Consider the following 21,924-nt stretch of genomic DNA (forward strand, 5'->3'; position numbering starts at 1 on the left):
AAGAAATAGCAAAAAAGCAAGCTTATGCTGAAGGCCTACAAGCTTTATTTGGTGATATTTTGAGTTGTGTTATTCAATACCAAAAAAATATTACTAATTATGAGCTTCGCCAAAGAGAATTAATCAGCAAAATTGTCGCTAATTATTTTCAAGCACCACAAATGCAAGTTGAGCTAATCCAAAAGTTAATTGCAGAAAGCCCAATAGATAACAAATTAACGATTAATATTCCCTACACTTTGCAATCTTATTTAGAAAAAACACTTAATGATAAAAATATCGAGATTATTCCTCATGATAGTACTTTAATTTCGGTCACAGCGGGATCACAAATTTTGGCCTTTGACCCCAATTTACTTATACACGATCTAAAAACACAATTTCATCAACCTTATTCAGAACAGCATAATATGGCTTTCACTGATGAGATAAAAAATAATTTAATAGATTACATACAAAAATTTGAAGATGGTGACGTTGATGATAAGAACGCTGACTCAATAGATAATAGCGGAGAAATTCATGAATATTAATCGGTTAAATCCAACAATACCTCTTACAGAAACAATTCATAATCATAATGTAGAAAAAAAAACATTAACAAATACTATTGAGGAAAATCAAGATCCTTTCGCATTAGCATTAAATCAAGAGTTTTATCAATTATTACAATCTCAATGTCTAAATAACACTAAAGATATTCTTAAGTTACTTGAGCAATTTGATTTTAAAGATAATGGAAATCAAACACTCAGAGAAAGCAGACAAAGAGGTGCGCTTTTTTATGCGAAAATACAGTGCTTATCTGATGGAAGTTTAAATCAAGATGTCATCAATCAATCGCTTATATGCTTTATTTCTTATAAAGGTTTCTATCAGCAAGTGATGCAAGAAATGCTAGGAATGATAGACAATCAGGAAGAATATGAAGGCATCTTTAAACCTGATAGCCCATCATTCTCACTGTAGGTCATAAAATTTGCGCACCAGGACCTTTTTCTCCTAATACATCATCAGGATTACGTAATGGACAATCACTTAAAGATAAGCAACCACAACCAATACAGTGATCAAGCCCATTACGCAATCTTTTAAGTCGATGAATTCTTTCATCTAGCCTTGCTTTCCAATCCGTTGATATTTCGTGCCATTGTTCTGCCGTCAATTTACTATTAGGGGGATATTTTCCTAAGATTTCCTGAATTTCTTTTAGTGGAATACCTGTACTTTGAGCGGCTTTAATAATAGCAACATAACGTAATACCACAGGCGGATAACGACGCTGATTACCTAGGCTTCGTGTACTTTTTATTAATCCCTTTTCTTCATAAAAATGAAGTGTTGATATTGCAACACCACTTCTTTTTGCGACCTCACCCACCGTCAGTGCCCTACTTGAACCGGTTATTTCTTTTTTCATTTTCTACTTGACCTCAAGTTAACTTGAGGTTTTATAGTCTCTCCAATTCATTAAGTCAAGATAGTAAAAATATGGCTTCTATTGATTAAGTTTATTTCTGATAGATAAATACTTCATGAATACAGAGAAAACGTTAATCAAGTTAGAAATAAAAATAGAAAAATATTCACCATGGGATATGTCATTCAATGAATAGAAAATTAACGTTTACTCTCTGTGCTTTGCTCTTTTTATTAAGTGTCGGTACGATGGTTTATGCAACAAGTTCATCAGATAACGGTGATACACAACAGGCTACCTATCCTCCTACTAAAGTAGCTTTAGCAACTGTTCAATCCTCAAAATTACCCAACACTATGCAAGGTGTTGGTGAACTAGAAGCCGCTCAACAAATTTATTTAGCGGCAGAAACCAATGGCCGCATTGCGACAATTAATTTTGAGTCAGGTCAGATTGTTAAAGCAGGACAAGTGCTCGTTAAACTTAATGATGAACCAGAACAAGCAGAATTATTACGTTTACAAGCACAATTAGTGAATGCCGATAAACTCTATTCAAGAACACGCCAGCTTTATAGTAAAAATGTTGCAGCAGCTGCGCAATTAGATAGCACACTTTCTGAGCGTGATATGATTGTCGCCTCTATTCGTGAAGTGAAAGCGCGTATTGCACAAAAAACAATTAAAGCGCCTTTTGATGGTATTGTGGGTATAAAGCAAGTGCATGAAGGCCAATATCTCACAGCGGGAGAGCATGTTGCCTCTTTGGTCGATGCTAGTCATTTAAAACTAAATTTTTCGCTTGATGAGCAAACTGCACCTAAATTAACACCTAAACAACCTATTAATATCAAAGTTGATGCTTATCCTGATAGGGTATTTACAGGAAAAATCAACGCGATAGACCCTCTTATCGGTTCATCTCGTACTGTACAAGTACAAGCTGTATTACCTAATGAAAATAATCAATTGAAAGCGGGTATGTTTGCTCGTGTTCAAGTGATATCTCCTGATAGTCCTCATGTATTAACCATACCTGAAACCGCAGTCACTTATACTGCATATGGAGATACCGTGTTTGTGGCGCAATCTGACAATCAAAAAAACCTTATCGCTAAGCGTGTCTCTGTGAAAGTTGGATTGCGCTACAACGGCCTTGTAGAGATCAAAGAAGGAGTCACACTAGGTGATTCCGTCGTCTCATCAGGCCAAATTAAGCTCAGTGATGGTGTTTTTATCGAACCTATTGAGCAAGATACATTAACGTTAACAAAATCATCCACAACGAAGCCATAACAGGAGCAAATCTTCATGAAGTTTACTGATATTTTTGTTCGACGACCTGTTTTAGCGTTAGTAGTGAGTATGTTGATTTTATTACTAGGTGCTTTTGCATTTAGTAAATTGCCAATACGCCAATATCCTATGTTGCAAAACTCAACAATTACCATTGCAACTGATTATCCTGGTGCTTCATCTAAATTGATGCAAGGCTTTGTCACTCAGCCCATTACACAAGCGGTGTCTTCTGTTGAAGGTGTAGATTATATTTCATCTTCATCAGTGCAAGGGAAAAGCTTAGTGACAGTAAGAATGGAGTTAAATCGCGACCCAACTCAAGCCTTAACACAAGTGATGGCAAAGGTGAATCAAGTCCGTTATAAGTTGCCACAACAAGCTTATGATCCTGTTATTGAATTATCATCAGGTGAATCTACTGCGGTTGCTTATGTCGGTTTTTCTAGTGAGCAACTTTCTATTCCTGAACTCACTGATTACCTTTCTCGTGTTGTAGAACCTGTGTTCTCTTCCATTAATGGTGTGGCTAAGGTTCAAGTTTTTGGTGGCCAACAACTTGCCATGCGTTTATGGCTAGACGCCGATAAATTAGCAGGTCGTCATCTGACGGCTAATGATGTTGCTGATGCCGTTCGTCGTAATAACTATCAAGCGGCACCTGGTAAAGTTGAAGGTGAATATGTTATCGCTAACGTTTATGTCAATACTGATTTAACCAATGTTGATGAATTTAAAAATATGGTAATTAGCAATGATGGCAATAATTTAATCCGCCTACGTGATATCGGCACTGTTGAATTAGGTGCAGCGGCAACAGAAACAAGCGGTATTATGAATGGTAAAAAAGCCGTATTTTTAGGCTTATTCCCAACACCAACAGGCAATCCACTAGTCATTGTTGATGGCATTCGTGATAATTTAGCGAATATTGAAAAAACGTTACCCCCTGGCGTTCATGTTGAATTAGCGTTTGAAACCTCACGCTTTATCAAAGCCTCAATCAATCAAGTCGTGCAAACATTAATTGAAGCAATTGTGATTGTGATTGGTGTTATCTATCTGTGTTTAGGCTCATTCCGCTCTGTCATTATTCCTGTATTAGCGATTCCTTTATCGATGCTAGGCGCTGCGGGATTAATGCTCGCTTTTGGTTTTAGCATTAATCTTCTCACATTACTTGCCATGGTTTTAGCGATTGGCCTTGTAGTTGATGATGCGATTGTTGTGGTTGAAAACGTACATCGTCATATTGAAGAAGGGTTATCACCAGTACAAGCAGCATTAGTAGGTGCAAGAGAAGTCGCAGGTCCTGTTATTGCAATGACGATTACTCTTGCCGCTGTTTATGCCCCCATTGGATTAATGTCAGGTTTAACCGGTGCTCTTTTTAAAGAATTCGCGATAACACTCGCCGGTAGTGTGATTGTTTCTGGCATTGTGGCATTAACCTTATCTCCGGTGATGAGTTCATTAATGTTAAAACCCAAAGAAAATGAAGGCAAAATGGCGAGAATGGCTGAATTTGTCTTTAATAAAATGGCGCATTATTATGGTTATATTCTTCACTTTTCTTTATCTCACCGCGGGTTAACGGTTGTTTTCGCACTGGCGGTCTTTATTAGTCTGCCTATTTTATATAACCAAACAAAACAAGAGCTTGCACCTTCTGAAGATCAGGCAAGTGTACTAACAGCGATCAAAGCGCCACAACATGCCAACTTAAACTATGCCGAACGCTTTAATCAGAGATTAGATGATATCTATAGGAGCCTGCCAGAAACAAAAAGCACATGGATAATCAATGGTACTGATGGTCCATCAGCAAGCTTTGGTGGCATAAACTTTGATAGCTGGAAAAATCGTACTCGTAATGCAGACCAAATTCAGGCTGATTTGCAAAATCGCGTTGGCGATATTGAAGGAACGTCTATCTTTGCATTCCAACTGCCTTCTTTACCTGGCTCTGTGGGTGGATTACCAGTGCAATTAGTATTACGTAGCCCTTTAGGGTATCCCGTTTTATTTGAGACCATGGAGAATATCAAACAACAAGCGAGAGAAAGTGGGCTGTTTGTTGTAGTGGATAGTGATTTAGATTACAACAACCCTGTTGTACAAATTGCCATAGATAGAGCGAAAGCTAATACATTAGGTATTCGTATGCAAGATATTGGTGAGTCTCTGTCTTTATTAGTCGGTGAACATTATATTAATCGCTTTGGTATGGATGGACGCTCTTATGATGTTATTCCACAAAGTGTACGTCATCAGCGTTTAACGCCTGATTCACTGAAAGGTCATTATGTGCGTACACAAGATAATGTACTAATCCCATTATCAACCGTGGTCAATATAACAACACATGTTGAACCCAATAAATTAACGCAATTTAATCAACAAAATGCGGCGATTTTCCAGGCTATTCCTGCACAAGGTGTTACGATGGGACAAGCTGTTACTTACCTTGAAGCCATAACAGACTCATTACCCACAGGCTTTAGCCATGATTGGCAATCTGATTCACGCCAATTTACACAAGAAGGAAATACCTTAATTTTTGCCTTTATTGCTGCGTTAATCATTATCTATCTCGTATTAGCTGCGCAATATGAAAGTTTAGTTGACCCTTTAATTATTTTAATTACCGTACCATTATCAATTTGTGGCGCTTTAGTTCCACTAGCATTAGGTATAATAACACTCAATATTTATACCCAGATAGGGTTAGTCACCTTAATCGGGCTTATCAGTAAACATGGAATTTTAATGGTTGAGTTTGCTAATGAGTTACAAGCTCATAAAAATTTTAATCGCCGTGATGCTATTATTGAAGCCGCTAAAATTCGATTACGTCCTGTATTAATGACAACAGCGGCCATGGTAATTGGTCTTATTCCGTTACTCTTTGCCAGTGGTGCAGGAGCTAATAGTCGCTTTGGTTTAGGCTTAATTATTGTATCAGGTATGTTAGTGGGCACATTGTTTACCCTATTTGTATTACCGACAATGTACACATTTTTAGCGCGAAATCATCAAGTCAGTTCACAAACTGAACGTCAAAAACAATGATAAAATATTCGTGATTTGTCAATAATCTAAGCAATTGAAAGAATAAAAAGAAGTAATAAGTAGTAATGTCGTGAAATAACTCCCCATTGTGTTGTTTAGCAATGGGGAGCTTTATTATAAAGATTATCTAATTTTCTGTGATATAGCATTTCATATCTAGACTTAACAAATACAGGTTAGCCTACAATTAATTTTAAAAATTTTAGACTTTATCCTCTTTTTATTAATGACTAATCGCTTAAACCATACTCATTTTTAATTAAAGTAAAACGTTTATTTAAACACTCGCCGCTAAAGCTTGCTTAAGATCTGCCAAAATATCATCGATATGTTCGATACCGATAGATAGCCGAATTAAATCACGAGAAACACCTGCTCGTTCTAATTCTTCATCATTTAATTGACGATGGGTGGTTGATGCAGGATGACAAGCTAAAGACTTCGCATCACCAATATTGACAAGACGTACAATCAGTTGCAATGCATCAATAAATTTAGCACCGGCTTCAGCACCTCCTTTAATACCAAAAGAAAGAATACCAGCAGGCTTGCCCGATAAATAACGAACCGCTAATTCATGCTCAGGGTTATCTTTTAATCCTGCATATTTTACCCATTCGACTTGAGGATGATTTTGCAGATATTCTGCTACTTTTTGTGCATTTTCAGTGTGTCTATCCATTCTTAACGCTAATGTTTCAAGACCTTGTAAAATAAGGAAAGCATTAAAAGGTGATAATGCCGCACCAGTACCACGAAGAGGCGCAACACGACAACGAGCAATAAAAGCAGCCTCACCAAAATGTTCGGCATAATTAACACCGTGATAAGACACATCCGGTGTATTTAATATTGCAAATTTTTCTTTATGTTCAGTCCAAGGAAATTTTCCTGAATCAACAACAATGCCACCAATAGAATTACCATGCCCACCAATATATTTAGTCAGTGAGTGAACAACAATATCAGCACCATATTCAAAAGGACGGCATAAATAAGGAGTGGCCACCGTATTATCAACAATTAATGGTACGCCATGACGATGAGCTATATCAGCCAAAGCTTGTATATCAATAATATTCCCACTTGGGTTTGTTATTGTTTCACAAAATACGGCTTTAGTATTTTTATCAATTAACGCCTCTAACGCATCCATATTATCATGAGGCGCAAAACGCGCTTCAATTCCCATGCGTGGAAAGCTATGAGCCATTAAGTTATATGTACCGCCATAAAGCTTTGCGACAGAAACAATATTATCGCCGACTTGTGCAATAGTTTGTATTGCATAAGTAATAGCTGCCATACCGGATGCAACAGCAACCGCCGCAATACCACCTTCTAAAGCAGCAACACGCTGTTCTAATACATCATTTGTCGGATTCATTATGCGAGTATAAATATTACCAGGTACTTTAAGATCAAAAAGATCAGCACCATGCTGTGTATCATCAAAAGCATAAGAAGTTGTTTGATAAATAGGTACGGCAACCGCTTTTGTGGTTGGATCAGGAGAATAGCCTGCGTGAATAGCGAGTGTTTCAAGTTTCATGATGATCCCTTTATTGGACTTTTATTCTTTGTTTTCATACGATGCTTCATACTGTTACCGTATGATTATCAGGAATATAGATAAACTGATATTCCATATGTCGCATAGTGAAAAAATTTCAAGTTATATAAAGTGCCATTTAGCTTAAAAACAGACTTATCTTTTAGGCTATTCAATCTAATGATTAGTCAATCTTGACAACCTTCACTCTTTTATTTTTTTTATTGCGTATTGCTAACCAACAAATAAGCGATCCCCCTGTTACCATCATGACACCTTGCCAAAATGAAAAAGAAAGAGCCGTTGATAATAATAAAGAAGAAAATGCCGTAGAGATAACGGGCGTAAAATAAGAAAGTGTCGCTAATAATGTGACATTACCTCTTATCATACCTAAGGTCCATGCGGCATTAGCTAATCCCACAGCAATACCCGCCATTAAAAGTAACGAAATACTTTTTATATTAATCACCCACTCAACGGGCTCAGCAAAAAGATATTGGCCCCATATTGCTAGTGCCGTTAATAATAGAAAAGGTACAATACCATTATGTCCCTCAGAGATAAGACGCGTCACATTACTATAAAAAGCCCAAAGAATAGCACCAGTAAATGCAAGGAAATAACTCAGTGGGTTACTACTCACATTATTCCATAAACTTTCTATTGTTAATGGACTATCGCCACTCATAACCCATATCAACCCACTAAATGAACATAATAATCCGACAATAAGTAAAATAGAAAAACGCTGTTTATTTAAAATCACCGCTAACGCAAGTGTAAAGCTTGGCCATAAATAGTTAATCATTCCAAGTTCAATAGCTTGAGTTCGATTTGAGGCAAGCCCAAGAGATAATGCTAAGCATATTTCATAAGTCACAAAGAGCAATCCCCCCCAAAAAAGATATCTTTTGGGAAAAGAAGAAAGTTTAGGCCAACCTAAAGTAAGAATAAGAAAGAGTGTTCCCGTTGTATAAATAAGTGCAGCCCCTCCCACAGCACCGAAATATTCACTAATATTTCGTATTAATCCAACGACTGTACTCCAAAGTATAATGGCAACAAGGCCATAGAGTGTTCCTTTTGTTGAGCTTGAAAGCATTTTTTGCCTTTATTTTGAATAATTAATCATTAAAATCCCATATTAAAATAAAATATCAGTGATTACTTGTGTCTAATTAAAGAAAATATAAAAAAGTTTAAAAACCAAAAAACATTAGAAAAGAATAACCAGCTAATTGCTGAAAATTGTATTAAAAACAATATTGAACCCTAATAACATTTTTATCATATTATTCTTATCACCATGTTTTCATTATTTTTAAAAAAAGACTATGGATCTCTTATATAAAAAAAGCCACCTATCAAAAGGTGGCTTACAAGACTATATTGACCTTAAATCAATTAACGCCCAGCTTTTAATTTTTGATAATAACTTTCATATAAAATAGTGGCATCACCGACATCATTTTGCCATTCGCCTTTATTAATAATTTCTTCTGTTGGATACAGAGAACTATCTTTTGTTATTGCTTTTGGCAGTAATTTTTGCGCGGCAATATTCGGTGTTGGGTAACCGATATTTTCAGCAACTTTAGCAGCAACTTCAGGACGTAATAAGAAGTTAATCAGCTGATGAGCACCATCAACATTTTTCGCATTTGCAGGAATAGCCAAACTATCCATCCAGAAAATACCGCCTTCTTTTGGCCATATCATCTCAATAGGGGCACCTGCATCACGCGCAATAAAGGCAGAGCCATTCCAAATCATGCCTAAATTTACTTCGCCTTGCATATAAGGGTTTGCTGGATTATCTGAATTAAATGCTAAAACATTTGGCATCAGTTTTTGTAGCTCTTTATATGCTTCTTCTATTTGTTTAGGATCAGTCGTATTTCCTGAATAGCCTAGTTTTAATAGCGCCATTTGGAAGACTTCACGCGCATCATCAGTCAGTAATAAGCTGTCTTTATATTCAGGCTTCCACAAATCAGCCCACGATGTAATGCTACTCACATCAACTTCATCGCTATTTATACCGATAGCTGTTGCTCCCCAAATATAAGGGATTGAGTAGTCATTATCTGGATCAAATGATTTATGTAATAAATTAGGATCGAGATTATCAAAATTCGTTAATTTTGATTTATCGATTTTTTGTAGCATTCCTTCATGACTCATTTTAGAAATAAAATACGTTGAAGGAACAACCAAATCATAAGCACCTTCTTTGTAGGTCTTTAATTTGGTATACATGCTCTCATTAGATTCATAGGTGGAGTAAATCACCTTAATCCCAGTTTCTTTCGTAAACTGTTCAAGTAAACCTGGCGGCACATATTCCGTCCAGTTATAGAAATAGACCGTTTTACTATCATCAGCAGATGCTGTACCAATGCTTAGTGCTATAACGCTAGCCGCGAGCACAGAGGACCACTTTTTCATGTATGTTTCCTTCAGTGGTTGATGCGTTAATATCAAATAGGCGGGCAGCCTACCTCCAACAAATCGGTCATTATGACCCCAATAAAGTGCGAGAAACTCGCACTAATACACATTGTTAAGCTTTGCCAGTTCTATCTCTTAAAATTAACTGACTCAGTAAAACTAAAACTAATGATAATCCTAAAAGGATAGTCGCTAAGGCATTCACTTCTGGTGATACACCCACTTTTACCATAGAGTAAATTTTTAATGGTAAAATTTCGTAGCTAGGCCCTGTTACAAACGAGGAAACAACGACATCATCCATTGATAATGTAAAGCTTAATAACCAACCAGAAGCAACCGCTGGCATGGCTAATGGCATAATAATTTTACGCAAAATGGTGAATTCGCCTGCGCCTAAGTCTTTCGCTGCTTCTAACATTTTCACATCAAATCCACTCAATCGTGAATAAACCGTCACCACAACAAAAGGAAGACAAAATGTAATATGTGAGAAAAGTAGCGACCAAAAACCTAGCGATACACCTAAAATCATAAATAAAACAAGTAGTGAAATCGCCATCACAATATCAGGTGACATCATGACAACAAACAGCATTCCACCCACAAATTTCTTTCCACGAAAACGGTAACGATATAAGGCAACAGCGGTTAATGCACCTATTAAAGTTGCAAATGTTGCTGATGTTACCGCCATCGTTAATGAATGGCCTGCGGCTTGAAGCAGGCTATCATTATTAAATAAAATGGTGTACCAATCTGTTGTAAATCCTTTCCAATTTATCCCGAAACGTGATGAGTTAAATGAGTTAACTATCAGAATGATAATCGGGATATAAAGATACGCGTAAATAATGGACATAAATCCACCACGCAATAACCGTCCTATCATTCTATTTCTACCTTCTTATGCAATAACTTCACGGCTCGATAATAAATAAAGAGCATTAATCCCATGACTAACGTTAAACAAATACTGGTTGCTGCACCAAATGGCCAATCACGAATATTTAAAAATTGGCTCTTAATCACATTACCAATTAACAGATTTTTCGCACCACCCATTAAATCAGCAACAAAGAATAAGCCCATCGCCGGTAATAAAACGAGTAAGCAGCCCGCAATAATACCTGGCATGGTAAGAGGGATAATAATACGAATAAAGGTTTGGAATTTATTAGCCCCTAAATCGCGCGCTGCTTCTAAGCAAGGTTTATCTAATTTCTCAATACTCGAATAAAGTGGCAATACCATAAAAGGTAAGAGAATATAGACTAAACCTAGCACCACTGCTTCTGGGGTATAAATTATCCTTAGAGGTTTATCAATAAGTCCTATCCACAATAGAAACTCATTAAAATAACCTTTGGTACTTAGGAAAATCTTTAATCCGTAAATACGGATAAGTGAGTTAGTCCAAAAAGGAACAATCAATAAAAACAACATTAATGGTTGTATTTTTTTAGGCATTTTTGCAAGAAAAAAAGCAAAGGGATAGCCTAAAACTAAACACGCTAATGTCGCGATAAGCGCCATATTAATCGAATGTAACAATACCTCTGCATACATAGGATCAAATAAACGATTATAGTTGTCGAGGGTAAATACCATCTCAACAAGATTTGCATCATCACGGGTGAGAAAGCTGGTCGCAATGATCATGATATTCGGCAAGAAGACGAACACCATTAACCAACCCACAACACCTGCAATTACGATGTTTTGAAATAGTTTACGTGTTTTCTTCATCAGCCAGCACGACCTCCCAGCTTTCAACCCAAGTGACAGCAATTTTTTGATCTAATGAGTGATCAACATCAGGATCGTCTTCATTAAAGAACTCACTCACCATGACCATCTTACCGTTTTCCATTTCAACAACAGAATCTAATGTCATACCTTTATAGTTACGTTCACGAACATAACCAATTAGTCCTGGTAAATTCTCTAAATCATGAATTTCTTCAACGCGAAGATCTTCAGGTCGAAGTAACACTTTGATTTTTTGATCTGTTGTTACTGGTAAGCTTGTGAAGATATCGCACTCATGGCCTTCGACATCAGCACGGATTCTTTTTTCATCAATACGATGTAACACGCGAGCATCAAATATATTGATTTCACCAATGAACTGAGCAACAAAAAGATTAGTTGGCTCTTCATAGATTTCTCGTGGTGTGCCATCTTGCTCAATACGGCCTTCACGCATAACCACAATTCTATCTGACATTGTCAGTGCTTCTTCTTGGTCATGAGTGACGAAAATAAAGGTAATACCCAATTTACGTTGTAAGGCTTTTAATTCATTTTGCATCTGTTTACGTAATTTGTAATCCAGTGCAGATAATGATTCATCAAGCAATAGAACCTTCGGCTTATTCACAACTGCACGCGCAATAGCGACACGTTGTTGTTGACCACCTGATAGATGAGCAGGTCGACGTTGCGCAAAGTCCTCAAGTTGCACCATACGAAGTGCTTCTTCAACACGCGTATTTATCTCATTTGCAGGTGTTTTCTGCATACGAAGACCAAATGCGACGTTATCAAAAACAGTCATATGTGGAAAAAGTGCGTAACTTTGAAAAACGGTATTTACAAAACGTTGTTCAGCTGGGATATGCGTAATATCCTCACCATCTAAGATAATGTGGCCATCATCTACGTCTTCTAAACCCGCAATTAAACGCAATACCGTCGTCTTACCACAGCCTGAAGGGCCTAGTATGGTTAAAAACTCGCCATGGTTGATAGTCAGATCGAGGCGGGAAATGATTTGTTTTCCGTCGAAACCTTTACTTAAGGATTTTAATTCGACAAGTGGTTTCAGAGAAGTTTTCTCAGTCATTTAAGATAATACTCTATCCCGAAGAATAATGCAGATAGAACCGCTACTGGAAAAGACTGTGTGAGCTGCCGGAGCATTATGCTCCACAGAAGCCCAAAACCAGCAACGCCGTATGTATAGTACAAGGAGCAAATGATAAACGCAGTTGCATAAAATTGAAAGTAAAAAGGCATATAAACAATGAAAAAATCATTATATTTAAGCTTTTCATCATAATTAACAATCTTGAATACTTATTATTAAAATTTTAATAAAATCAAAATGATAATTATATTTCTTGATATATTTAATCTATTAAAATTAATATTTTATTATTTTTTAACCTTTATAGACTGATTTATTGGTTTATTTATAAAAATGTCATGTTTATCCATCATTCCAAAAGAAAAATCCTCTTAATTATAAATTGTTTATAATCAAGAGGATAAAATTATAATCATAGGATTACTCAACGCGATGGCATCATTTAATGTTTAATTAAATTTTTTAAATACATAATTGCATTACTGACATTTGGTAATGGACCTATTTTATTGTTTAAACGCGGAAAAGTACCTGTTTTAATGAGTAATTCACGCATTTGTATTGGCGTTAATACGTGTTGAGTGTTTATTTTGTACCAAGATTGAATAATCGCAGCAGCACCAGCTACTAATGCACTTGCTGATGATGTACCACTAAAATTTGCTGTATAAGTATGGTTATCATCTCGGCAAAAAAGATCGCCATATCCCGCAGTCGCTACACTTTCACCCCATGCTTGCACATGAATAGGAGAACCATGCGTTGAAAAAGGTAATCGTTCAAGCGTGTAAGGAGAACCTGCACCAACACGTATTGAATTATTATCAGTGCGTTTTCGATAGTCCTTATAAACAGGCAAATCAAGATCAACGCCACCATTACCAGCAGCCATAATAACAATAATTCCAGCATCAGTAAGTGCTCGTGTTGCTTCCCAAATATGAAACTCATAATCTGCAGGTACATAAGCTTGTTGCTCGCAAATGGTCTGCATTTCATAAAGAACAATATCGCCTTCATGTAATATTTTTTTACTGGCAATAATGGCATCAATACGACCACTCGTTAATTCTGAGATAGCATAAAACATATCTAATTTATGCGCTAAACCAATAATCCCTTTGCCATCGTCTTTTCCCATAATTAATCCAGCTACCGCAGTGCCATGATCGGCTTGATCTGTTTTCTCAGTATAGGGCAATAAGGAGGTAATATTGTCTGCTAATAAATCATGATGGGAAAAATTAAAATCCCATTCAATATCAGCTAATTGAATGCCTTGACCATAAGCATTTTGTTGCCAAGCTTCTAAAACACCCAATCCACTTATTTTATTTTTATTAATAAATTTTTGTGGCATTTTTAAATAATGTTGATGATTAGTTAAATCAGGCATAATATTAGGTGGCCTGATAGGCTGATTTGGGATCATTTGCACATATTCAATATCAGGATGCTGTGCTAATTGCTCAATAATATTGCTCAATTCATATTTTTTATTATCCTTAACATCAAGATAATAATAATAATTTAAGTTACACAATTCGTTATTTTTAATAGAGCAACTTGATTGAGCCCTAGGTGGTGCTTGAGATATTGGTGAAATAATCGGTATTAGCGTAATATCAGATAAAAAAGAGTGATATTGATTATGATAAGAGCTAAGTGACAATTTCAAATTGTCACTATCGAGTTTATGTATATTTTTTACCTTTATCAGGATCTTTCTTTTTATACTCATATTCAATGCTCCTTTATTATTTTTTTTGCTTTATAGCGCATTACATTGAATATTGACTATTTTCATTTTCAGTAGATGATAAATAAATGTCTCTATTATTAAACCAAGGAGTTGTATTTATATTATTATTTATTAATTGATTAAGCTTTGAGAAATAAATTTAATTATAATATATTACCTTTATTTTATATAAAGATTTAAATCACTTAAGACTTCTTTTTATATTATTAAAAGTAATGAGTTTATACTCTTCTCTTTTTATCATTCGTTACCTCTATGCTCACTTATAGATAGAGTTATGTTATAGTAAGTTATCTTAAGCAACCCCCTCTTTCACTCTTTGAGTACACCCAATTTTGGTGTCCTGATAAAGAGAAATACACTAAAACAGGTCATAATGCACGAAAATACACCAACTAATAAAATACAAGAAAACGAGAAAATACAAGGTATACAAAGGGGTTATCCCTTAAATCGCTTTTCTGTTGCGCCGATGTTGGATTGGACTGATCGTCACTGTCGCTATTTTTTACGTCAATTAAGTAAAAACACACTGCTCTATACCGAAATGGTGACAACAGGCGCCATTATTCATGGTAAAGGCGATTATCTAAAATACAGTGAAGTAGAGCATCCTGTGTCTTTACAACTCGGTGGTAGTGATCCACAAGCCTTAGCACATTGTGCAAAATTGGCACAAGAACGTGGTTATGATGAAATTAATTTAAATGTCGGTTGTCCTTCTGATCGCGTTCAAAATGGACGTTTTGGCGCATGTTTAATGGGTGAAGCTCAATTAGTCGCAGATTGTGTTAAAGCGATGCGCGATGTAGTAGACATTCCTGTTACTGTAAAAACGCGTATTGGTATTGATGAACAAGATAGCTACGCTTTTTTATGTGATTTTATTGACACTGTAAGCCGTGATAATAATTGCCAAACGTTTATTATTCATGCTCGTAAAGCTTGGTTATCAGGCTTAAGCCCAAAAGAAAATCGTGAAGTACCACCATTAGATTATCCTCGTGTTTATCAGCTTAAGCAGGATTTTCCACATCTGACAATGGCCATTAATGGTGGAATAAAAACACTTGAAGAAGCGAAAACACATTTAAAATATATGGATGGCGTGATGGTTGGTCGTGAGGCTTATCAAAATCCATCTTTACTGACACAGGTTGATCATGAGTTATTCAGTGATGAATTGCCTATTACCTCACCAGTTAATGCTGTCAAAGCAATGTACCCTTATATTGAAAAAGAGTTAACAGAAGGTACTTATTTGGGCCATGTTACTCGCCATATGCTAGGGATATTCCAAGGTATACCGGGTGCAAGACAGTGGCGTCGTCATTTAAGTGAAAATGCTCATAAAAAAGGTGCTGACTTATCTGTATTAGAAAATGCACTCAAATTTGTAATTGAGAAATAATTTCAGTAAAAATAAGAACCAGCCATATTCGGCTGGTTCTTATTCTCATTAAAGTAATGAGAAGAAACGATTATAATTGGCAATTAAATATGCTATCTGAAATTCAAAGGCTTCTTTAACTTCACGTTTCCCTTCTTCTGTTCCTTCTTTCTTTTTAATATCAAAAAATACATTTTGCATTAGCTGAACAGATACATCCATTGATTTTTGAAATGCAGATAAGTTATTATTATTACCAAAGCGTTCAAATAATGCTTCTATTTTTTCATCTGCGACATCACGAATAAATTGTAACTCAACATTACTGACTTTATTATCTTCATAAATAAAATCAATAAAGTCTTTTAGTTCATCTTTTTGCATAAATACTTCCTATTAAATTGATAAAGATTTTGGAAATATAAAATAAAATAGATGAAGACAAAAATAAATATAAATTAATTTAAAGGGATTTTTTTTGATAATTAAAATAGATACCAATTATATTTACTAATAATATATAGACATTCAAAACCTGCTTAATTTATTTCAAACAGGTTTTCATATTTATCAATAATAATTAAGGAATAAGTAAACTTGAGCCTTGAGATTGGCGACTTTCAAGATAATGATGTGCTTTTTTTGCATCAGATAAGGAAAACTTTTGATTTTCGGGTACATTAACATCAATTTTACCATTTAACCAATCAATGCAAAAAGCGCCTCACTAGCAACATCAAGTTCTTCACGTGTTGTGATATAGCCTGAAAGAGAGGGACGAGTCACATATAAAGAGCCTTTTTGATTTAAAATACCTAAATCAACCCCAGTTACAGCACCAGAAGCATTACCAAAACTCACCATCAAACCGCGACGTTGTAAACAATCTAGTGAATCTAACCACGTTGCTTTACCTACAGAATCATAAACAACCGGGACTTTTTGATTATTGGTTAAATCTAATACTCTCTCAACAATAGACTCAGTTTGATAGTTAATCATTTTCCAAGCACCTGATGCTTTCGCTTTAGCCACTTTTTCATCGCTTCCTGCTGTACCTATCATTTTAGCGCCAATCGCCTTTGCCCACTGTGTTGCAATAGAGCCAACACCACCAGCTGCTGCATGAAATAAGAAGGTTTCTCCTGATTGCAACTTGTAGGTTTCATTAAAAAGATAATAAACTGTTAGCCCTTTTAAAAAGGACGCGGCAGCTTGCTCAAATGAAATGTTATCAGGTAGGCGAGCGACTTTATTTTCTGGTACATTATGTATATCGCTATATGCTCCTAGTGGAGATTGCGCATAAACTACCCTATCCCCTTCTTTTAGTGACGTCACTTTAGCGCCGGTTTTAACAACAACGCCTGAAGCTTCAGTACCTAATCCACTAGGGAAGTGGCTCACTGGATATAACCCACTACGTACATAAGTATCAATATAGTTAATACCAATCGCTTTATTGGCAATCTGTACTTCGTTATCACCAAGTACATCGGGTGTAAATGTTGTAAATTCAAGAACATCTGGGGTGCCATGAGCTGAAAATTGTATGCGTTTAGCCATTGCTATCTCCTTTGATAACCTAGGATAAAATAAGCGAGCGTTTTAAAAATTCTTTAGAGATAATGGCAAAGGAACGTTATTTCTACAAGGCACAGATAATGAGGTTAGCGTATACTGATACGCTGATTTGACACTTTTTCGACTTTGCGCAGGATTTATGGCCAGAAATAAGACCACTGATAAGCTAACGTCTGAGATTAAAGACAGACAAATGGAGGGGCTAAAACTTCCTCCCCATTCGCTAGAAGCCGAACAGTCGGTGTTAGGCGGTTTAATGATTGATAATGAGCGTTGGGATAATGTCTCTGAACGAGTTACTAAAGATGACTTTTATAGCCGACCTCATCGCACTATTTTCTCGCAAATGCAACGTTTGCTTGAACTCACAAAACCTATCGATCTTATTACGCTATCTGAAGCATTAGAGCAAAATGGCGAATTAGAAAGTGTTGGCGGCTTCGCCTATTTAGCAGAGCTTTCTAAAAATACGCCTAGTGCTGCCAATATTAATGCTTATGCAGATATTGTCAGAGAGCGCGCTGTTGTGCGCGATATGATAAAAGTCGCCAATGAAATTGCAGATGCAGGTTTTGATCCTCAAGGGCGTACAAGTGAAGATCTACTGGATTTTGCCGAATCTAAAGTTTTCCAAATAGCAGAAACACGAGCCAATAAAGATGAAGGCCCTAAAGCCATTGATGCCATCTTAGAAGAAACTGTTGAAAAAATAGAACAGCTCTATCAAAAACCTCATGATGGTGTCACTGGTGTTTCTAGTGGTTATCAAGATTTAGATAAAAAGACCGCAGGACTACAAAAATCCGATTTAGTAATTGTTGCAGCCCGTCCTTCAATGGGTAAAACCACATTTGCCATGAACTTATGTGAAAATGCAGCAATGACAGAAGAAAAACCTGTCCTTATTTTCAGCTTAGAGATGCCAGGAAATCAGATAATGATGCGTATGCTTGCCTCATTATCTCGTGTTGACCAAACACGTATTCGTACGGGTCAATTAGATGATGAAGATTGGGCAAGAATTTCGAGCACAATGGGTATTTTGCTTGAAAAGCGCAATATGTATATTGATGATTCATCAGGGCTAACGCCAACTGAAGTTCGCTCACGCGCACGCCGAATTTATCGTGAGCATGGTGGTTTAAGTCTAATCATGATTGACTATTTACAGTTAATGAGGGTACCTTCTTTATCTGAAAATAGAACATTAGAAATTGCTGAAATTTCGCGTTCATTAAAAGCACTCGCTAAAGAATTGCAAGTTCCTGTTGTTGCATTATCACAGTTAAACCGTAGTTTGGAACAACGTGCTGATAAACGCCCTGTTAACTCAGATTTACGTGAATCAGGTTCTATTGAGCAGGATGCTGACCTTATTATGTTTATTTATCGTGATGAGGTTTACCACGAAAATAGTGATTTGAAAGGTGTAGCTGAAATTATCATCGGTAAGCAGCGTAATGGTCCTATTGGCTCTGTAAGATTAACGTTTAATGGTCAATGGTCACGTTTTGATAACTACGCAGGACCTACTTATGATGATGAGTAATCATCAATTTTTTTCTAATTAAGAGGACGTATCGAAATAATATGAAAGCGGCAACCGCAGTGATAGATCGCCGCGCTCTGCGTCACAATTTTCAGCATGTGAGAGACTATGCACCACATAGCCAACTAATCGCTGTCGTGAAAGCAAACGCTTATGGCCATGGGTTATTAGAAACAGCATATACCTTAATGGATACTGCTGATTGTTTTGGGGTTGCTCGTATTGGTGAGGCATTAACATTACGCAGTGGCGGTATTGTTAAGCCCATTCTCTTACTTGAAGGTTTTTTCGATAAAGCAGATTTACCGATTTTAGTCGTTAACAGCATTGAAACTGTCGTTCATAGCATAGAACAACTTGAAGCTTTAGAGCAGGCTAATTTAGATGAACCCATCAAAGTATGGATGAAGCTAGATACAGGAATGCATCGCTTAGGTGTAAGGCCAGAAGAGGCAGAAGCTTTCTATCAACGTCTTTGTACTTGCAAAAATGTTCAATCGCCTGTGAATATTGTTAGCCATTTTAGCCGTGCTGATGAACCTAACTTACCAGAAATCACACAACAACAAATCGTACTTTTTCACAACTTCATTGAAAATAAACCTGGTGATAAGTCTATATCAGCTTCTGCTGGTGTCTTATTTTGGCCACAGGCTCATTATCAATGGGTTCGTCCTGGTATTATCACCTATGGTATTTCCCCAACTGGAGATGAAAAGGTAGGCGCTGATTTTGGCTTACTACCTGTTATGACACTCAAAACCAGTTTAATCGCTATACGTCAACATAAAGCCGGTGAACCTGTCGGCTATGGTGGTACGTGGGTTTGTGAAGAAGATACCTACCTTGGTGTGATAGCCATTGGTTACGGTGATGGTTATCCACGAAGCGCCCCTTCAGGTACCCCTATTTGGATCAATGGTAGAAAAGTACCTATTGTTGGGCGTGTTTCAATGGATATGATAAGCGTTGATCTTGGCAATGAGCATATTGATCATGTGGGTGATGAAGCTATTTTATGGGGTGATGTGATCCCTGTTGAAGAGATAGCTCATTGTAGTGGTATCAGCGCTTATGAATTAATTACTAAATTAACATCGCGCGTCATTATGGAATACATAGACGAGTAATAAACGGCAAGATATTGTATTTATCTCGCTCATAACAGTATTGGAGAGTATACCGTGTTTCAACATGTTGAGGCGTTTTTGGGAGATCCGATTCTCTCGTTAATGGATGTTTATAATAAAGACCCACGTAAAGATAAAGTGAATTTAAGTATTGGTCTTTATTATGATGAAGAAGGTAAAACCCCGATTCTAGGGACCGTTTCTGTTGCTCGTCAGCAAATTAATGCAATGACACCAACCGCAACACTTTACTTGCCTATGGAAGGACTCGCACCTTATCGTTGTGAAATACAAAAATTACTATTTGGTGCTGATAATCCACTAATTGCAGATAAAAAAATTGCCACAATACAATCTTTAGGGGGTTCGGGAGCATTAAAAGTCGGTGCTGATTTTCTTAAACGTTATTTCCCTAATTCACAAGTGTGGATAAGTGATCCTACATGGGATAATCATACATCTATCTTTGCAGGATCTGGATTTAAGGTGAATGAATATCCGTATTTTGATCCCGAAACTAAAGGGGTTAAATTTGAAGCGTTATTGGATTGCTTCAAAAGCTTACCAGAAAAAAGCATTGTCTTAATGCATCCTTGTTGCCATAACCCAACAGGTTCTGATTTAACAAAAGAACAATGGGATAAAGTCACCGACGTATTAAAAAGCCGTAACGCTATCGCATTTCTAGATATCGCCTACCAAGGTTTTGCAGAAAACTTAGACGACGATGCTTACGCAGTACGTGCAATGGCCAAAGCAGGGCTTCCTATATTAGTCAGTAACTCATTTTCAAAAATATTTGGTATTTATGGTGAGCGTGCTGGAGGCTTATCTGTTGTATGTGGTAATGCAACAGAATGTGAACATGTATTAGGTCAACTTAAAGCCGGTGTACGCCGTATTTATTCAAGCCCTGCTAATTATGGTGCGCAAATCGTTAATAGAGTTCTTTCTGAAAATGTATTAACCACACAATGGCGCAAAGAAGTCGCACATATGCGTGATCGTATTAAAGAAATGCGAATTACTTTAGTTAATGCTCTAAAAATTGAATTACCAGAACAAAACTTTGATTATTTATTATCTCAACGAGGTATGTTCAGTTATACCGGTTTTAGTGAAGCGCAAGTGGATAGATTACGAGAAGAGTTTGGTATTTACCTTGTAGGAACAGGCCGTGTTTGCATGGCTGGGGTAAATCATCATAATGTGCAGCGTATTGCAAAAGCCTTTGCAGCTGTCAGTCGCTAGCCATCATTTCGCACTTTATAATAAAGACTTATCATGAGATAGGTCTTTATTTTTGCGATACAAAGACAAAATGGTCAAATATCAAACAGTAATCTCGTAAAAATAATCAAATATAATAATGTTTCTTCGTATTTAGATAATATGAGTACTTTATACACAATTACGAAATAAGACAAAATTTAGATTTAACATTTTAATAAATAAAATCAATGTTAACGTGGAAGATAATAAGATAACTCATCTTTCGTTATCTTATTTATTAATGGCGTTAGCCTACATCATATAGATACCTACCCCCTTATCATTTAAGGCGTAATAACTACAAACAATCATAAAAATAATTATAAAAATAATCATTTTATGATTATCAAAAAATGAAATACTTTAAATACTCATTTTTCAATACAATGAAATAATCACCAACAAATAAATTAACACTGAGTTATAAAAATGTTATATGATAATAACACACATGCAACAAAAATCCTTTCAAAGTAATTATTTTCAGTTGTTATCAACCTCCGTAAAATAATAAAAAAACAATTACTCTTATTACGTAACTTTCTTTTAATTCAACAACTTAATTTTATTTT

Annotated in this window: 17 protein-coding genes and 1 pseudogene; 8 read left to right on the plus strand and 10 right to left on the minus strand. The window is 36.2% G+C overall.

The window, feature by feature from the left end; translation table 11 throughout:
* Both M983_RS17525 and M983_RS06740 read left to right on the plus strand, forming a co-directional pair.
* The coding region (locus tag M983_RS17525; RefSeq protein WP_066748987.1) for a hypothetical protein at positions 1-533 on the plus strand (533 nt) is incomplete at its 5' end.
* Positions 523-969, plus strand: a complete 447-nt coding sequence (locus tag M983_RS06740) for a hypothetical protein (protein WP_066748990.1) — start codon at positions 523-525, stop codon at positions 967-969. The genes M983_RS17525 and M983_RS06740, both read left to right, overlap by 11 nt.
* A 1-nt stretch (position 970) precedes the next feature.
* Here M983_RS06740 and soxR read toward each other — a convergent pair whose 3' ends face one another.
* A complete protein-coding gene (soxR, locus tag M983_RS06745; protein ID WP_066748992.1) occupies positions 971-1,420 on the minus strand; it encodes a redox-sensitive transcriptional activator SoxR in 450 nt (149 codons plus the stop codon).
* A gap of 188 nt (positions 1,421-1,608) precedes the next feature.
* Between soxR and M983_RS06750 the strand changes: the two genes are divergently transcribed.
* On the plus strand, positions 1,609-2,715 hold the full coding sequence (locus M983_RS06750; protein ID WP_066748995.1) for an efflux RND transporter periplasmic adaptor subunit: 1,107 nt from the start codon (positions 1,609-1,611) through the stop codon (positions 2,713-2,715).
* Positions 2,716-2,730: 15 nt separating this feature from the next.
* A complete protein-coding gene (locus tag M983_RS06755) occupies positions 2,731-5,787 on the plus strand; it encodes a MexW/MexI family multidrug efflux RND transporter permease subunit (protein ID WP_066748997.1) in 3,057 nt (1,018 codons plus the stop codon).
* Between the two features lie 277 nt (positions 5,788-6,064).
* On the opposite strand, the gene M983_RS06760 is transcribed toward M983_RS06755, so the two are convergent.
* The 7 genes from M983_RS06760 to M983_RS06790 all read right to left on the minus strand — a co-directional run bounded on the left by M983_RS06760 (position 6,065) and on the right by M983_RS06790 (position 14,406).
* Positions 6,065-7,339: a bifunctional O-acetylhomoserine aminocarboxypropyltransferase/cysteine synthase gene (locus tag M983_RS06760; RefSeq protein ID WP_066749000.1), complete on the minus strand. Its 1,275-nt coding sequence runs from the start codon at positions 7,337-7,339 to the stop codon at positions 6,065-6,067.
* A 184-nt stretch (positions 7,340-7,523) separates the two neighbouring features.
* Entirely contained in the window at positions 7,524-8,444 is a 921-nt protein-coding gene (yddG, locus tag M983_RS06765) for an aromatic amino acid DMT transporter YddG (protein ID WP_066749001.1), read from the minus strand.
* Between the two features lie 302 nt (positions 8,445-8,746).
* Complete coding sequence (potD, locus tag M983_RS06770) at positions 8,747-9,790, minus strand: spermidine/putrescine ABC transporter substrate-binding protein PotD (protein ID WP_066749004.1); 1,044 nt, start codon at positions 9,788-9,790, stop codon at positions 8,747-8,749.
* A gap of 115 nt (positions 9,791-9,905) precedes the next feature.
* Positions 9,906-10,685 (minus strand): spermidine/putrescine ABC transporter permease PotC, encoded by a 780-nt coding sequence (gene potC, locus M983_RS06775; RefSeq protein ID WP_066749008.1) that lies wholly within the window; start codon positions 10,683-10,685, stop codon positions 9,906-9,908.
* Positions 10,682-11,542 (minus strand): spermidine/putrescine ABC transporter permease PotB, encoded by an 861-nt coding sequence (potB, locus tag M983_RS06780; protein WP_066749011.1) that lies wholly within the window; start codon positions 11,540-11,542, stop codon positions 10,682-10,684. Before potB ends, potC begins: the two co-directional genes overlap by 4 nt.
* Positions 11,526-12,641, minus strand: a complete 1,116-nt coding sequence (gene potA / locus M983_RS06785; RefSeq protein WP_066749016.1) for a spermidine/putrescine ABC transporter ATP-binding protein PotA — start codon at positions 12,639-12,641, stop codon at positions 11,526-11,528. Before potA ends, potB begins: the two co-directional genes overlap by 17 nt.
* Before the next feature lie 466 nt (positions 12,642-13,107).
* Positions 13,108-14,406 carry a S8 family serine peptidase gene (locus tag M983_RS06790; protein ID WP_066749019.1) on the minus strand — a complete coding sequence of 433 codons (1,299 nt, stop codon included), beginning with the start codon at positions 14,404-14,406 and terminating at the stop codon, positions 13,108-13,110.
* Between the two features lie 397 nt (positions 14,407-14,803).
* On the opposite strand from M983_RS06790, the gene dusA reads away from it, so the two are divergent.
* Positions 14,804-15,838 (plus strand): tRNA dihydrouridine(20/20a) synthase DusA, encoded by a 1,035-nt coding sequence (dusA, locus tag M983_RS06795; RefSeq protein ID WP_066749022.1) that lies wholly within the window; start codon positions 14,804-14,806, stop codon positions 15,836-15,838.
* Between the two features lie 48 nt (positions 15,839-15,886).
* Here the strand turns inward: dusA and M983_RS06800 are convergent, their stop codons facing one another.
* Both M983_RS06800 and M983_RS06805 read right to left on the minus strand, forming a co-directional pair.
* The gene (locus tag M983_RS06800) at positions 15,887-16,201 is read right to left on the minus strand and encodes a hypothetical protein (RefSeq protein WP_066749025.1); all 315 of its coding nucleotides are present in this window, start codon (positions 16,199-16,201) and stop codon (positions 15,887-15,889) included.
* A gap of 196 nt (positions 16,202-16,397) precedes the next feature.
* Positions 16,398-17,383, minus strand: a pseudogene (locus tag M983_RS06805) (NADPH:quinone reductase).
* Positions 17,384-17,540: 157 nt separating this feature from the next.
* On the opposite strand from M983_RS06805, the gene dnaB reads away from it, so the two are divergent.
* From dnaB to M983_RS06820, 3 genes are read left to right on the plus strand one after another with little or no spacing between them, the layout of a single operon-like run.
* Entirely contained in the window at positions 17,541-18,950 is a 1,410-nt protein-coding gene (dnaB, locus tag M983_RS06810) for a replicative DNA helicase (protein ID WP_066749027.1), read from the plus strand.
* 41 nt (positions 18,951-18,991) lie between these two features.
* A complete protein-coding gene (gene alr / locus M983_RS06815; protein ID WP_066749031.1) occupies positions 18,992-20,080 on the plus strand; it encodes an alanine racemase in 1,089 nt (362 codons plus the stop codon).
* 54 nt (positions 20,081-20,134) lie between these two features.
* Entirely contained in the window at positions 20,135-21,331 is a 1,197-nt protein-coding gene (locus M983_RS06820; RefSeq protein ID WP_066749034.1) for an amino acid aminotransferase, read from the plus strand.
* The last annotated feature ends 593 nt before the right edge of the window (positions 21,332-21,924 follow it).

The sequence above is a fragment of the Proteus myxofaciens ATCC 19692 genome, from assembly GCF_001654855.1.
GTDB classification, from domain to species: domain Bacteria; phylum Pseudomonadota; class Gammaproteobacteria; order Enterobacterales; family Enterobacteriaceae; genus Proteus; species Proteus myxofaciens.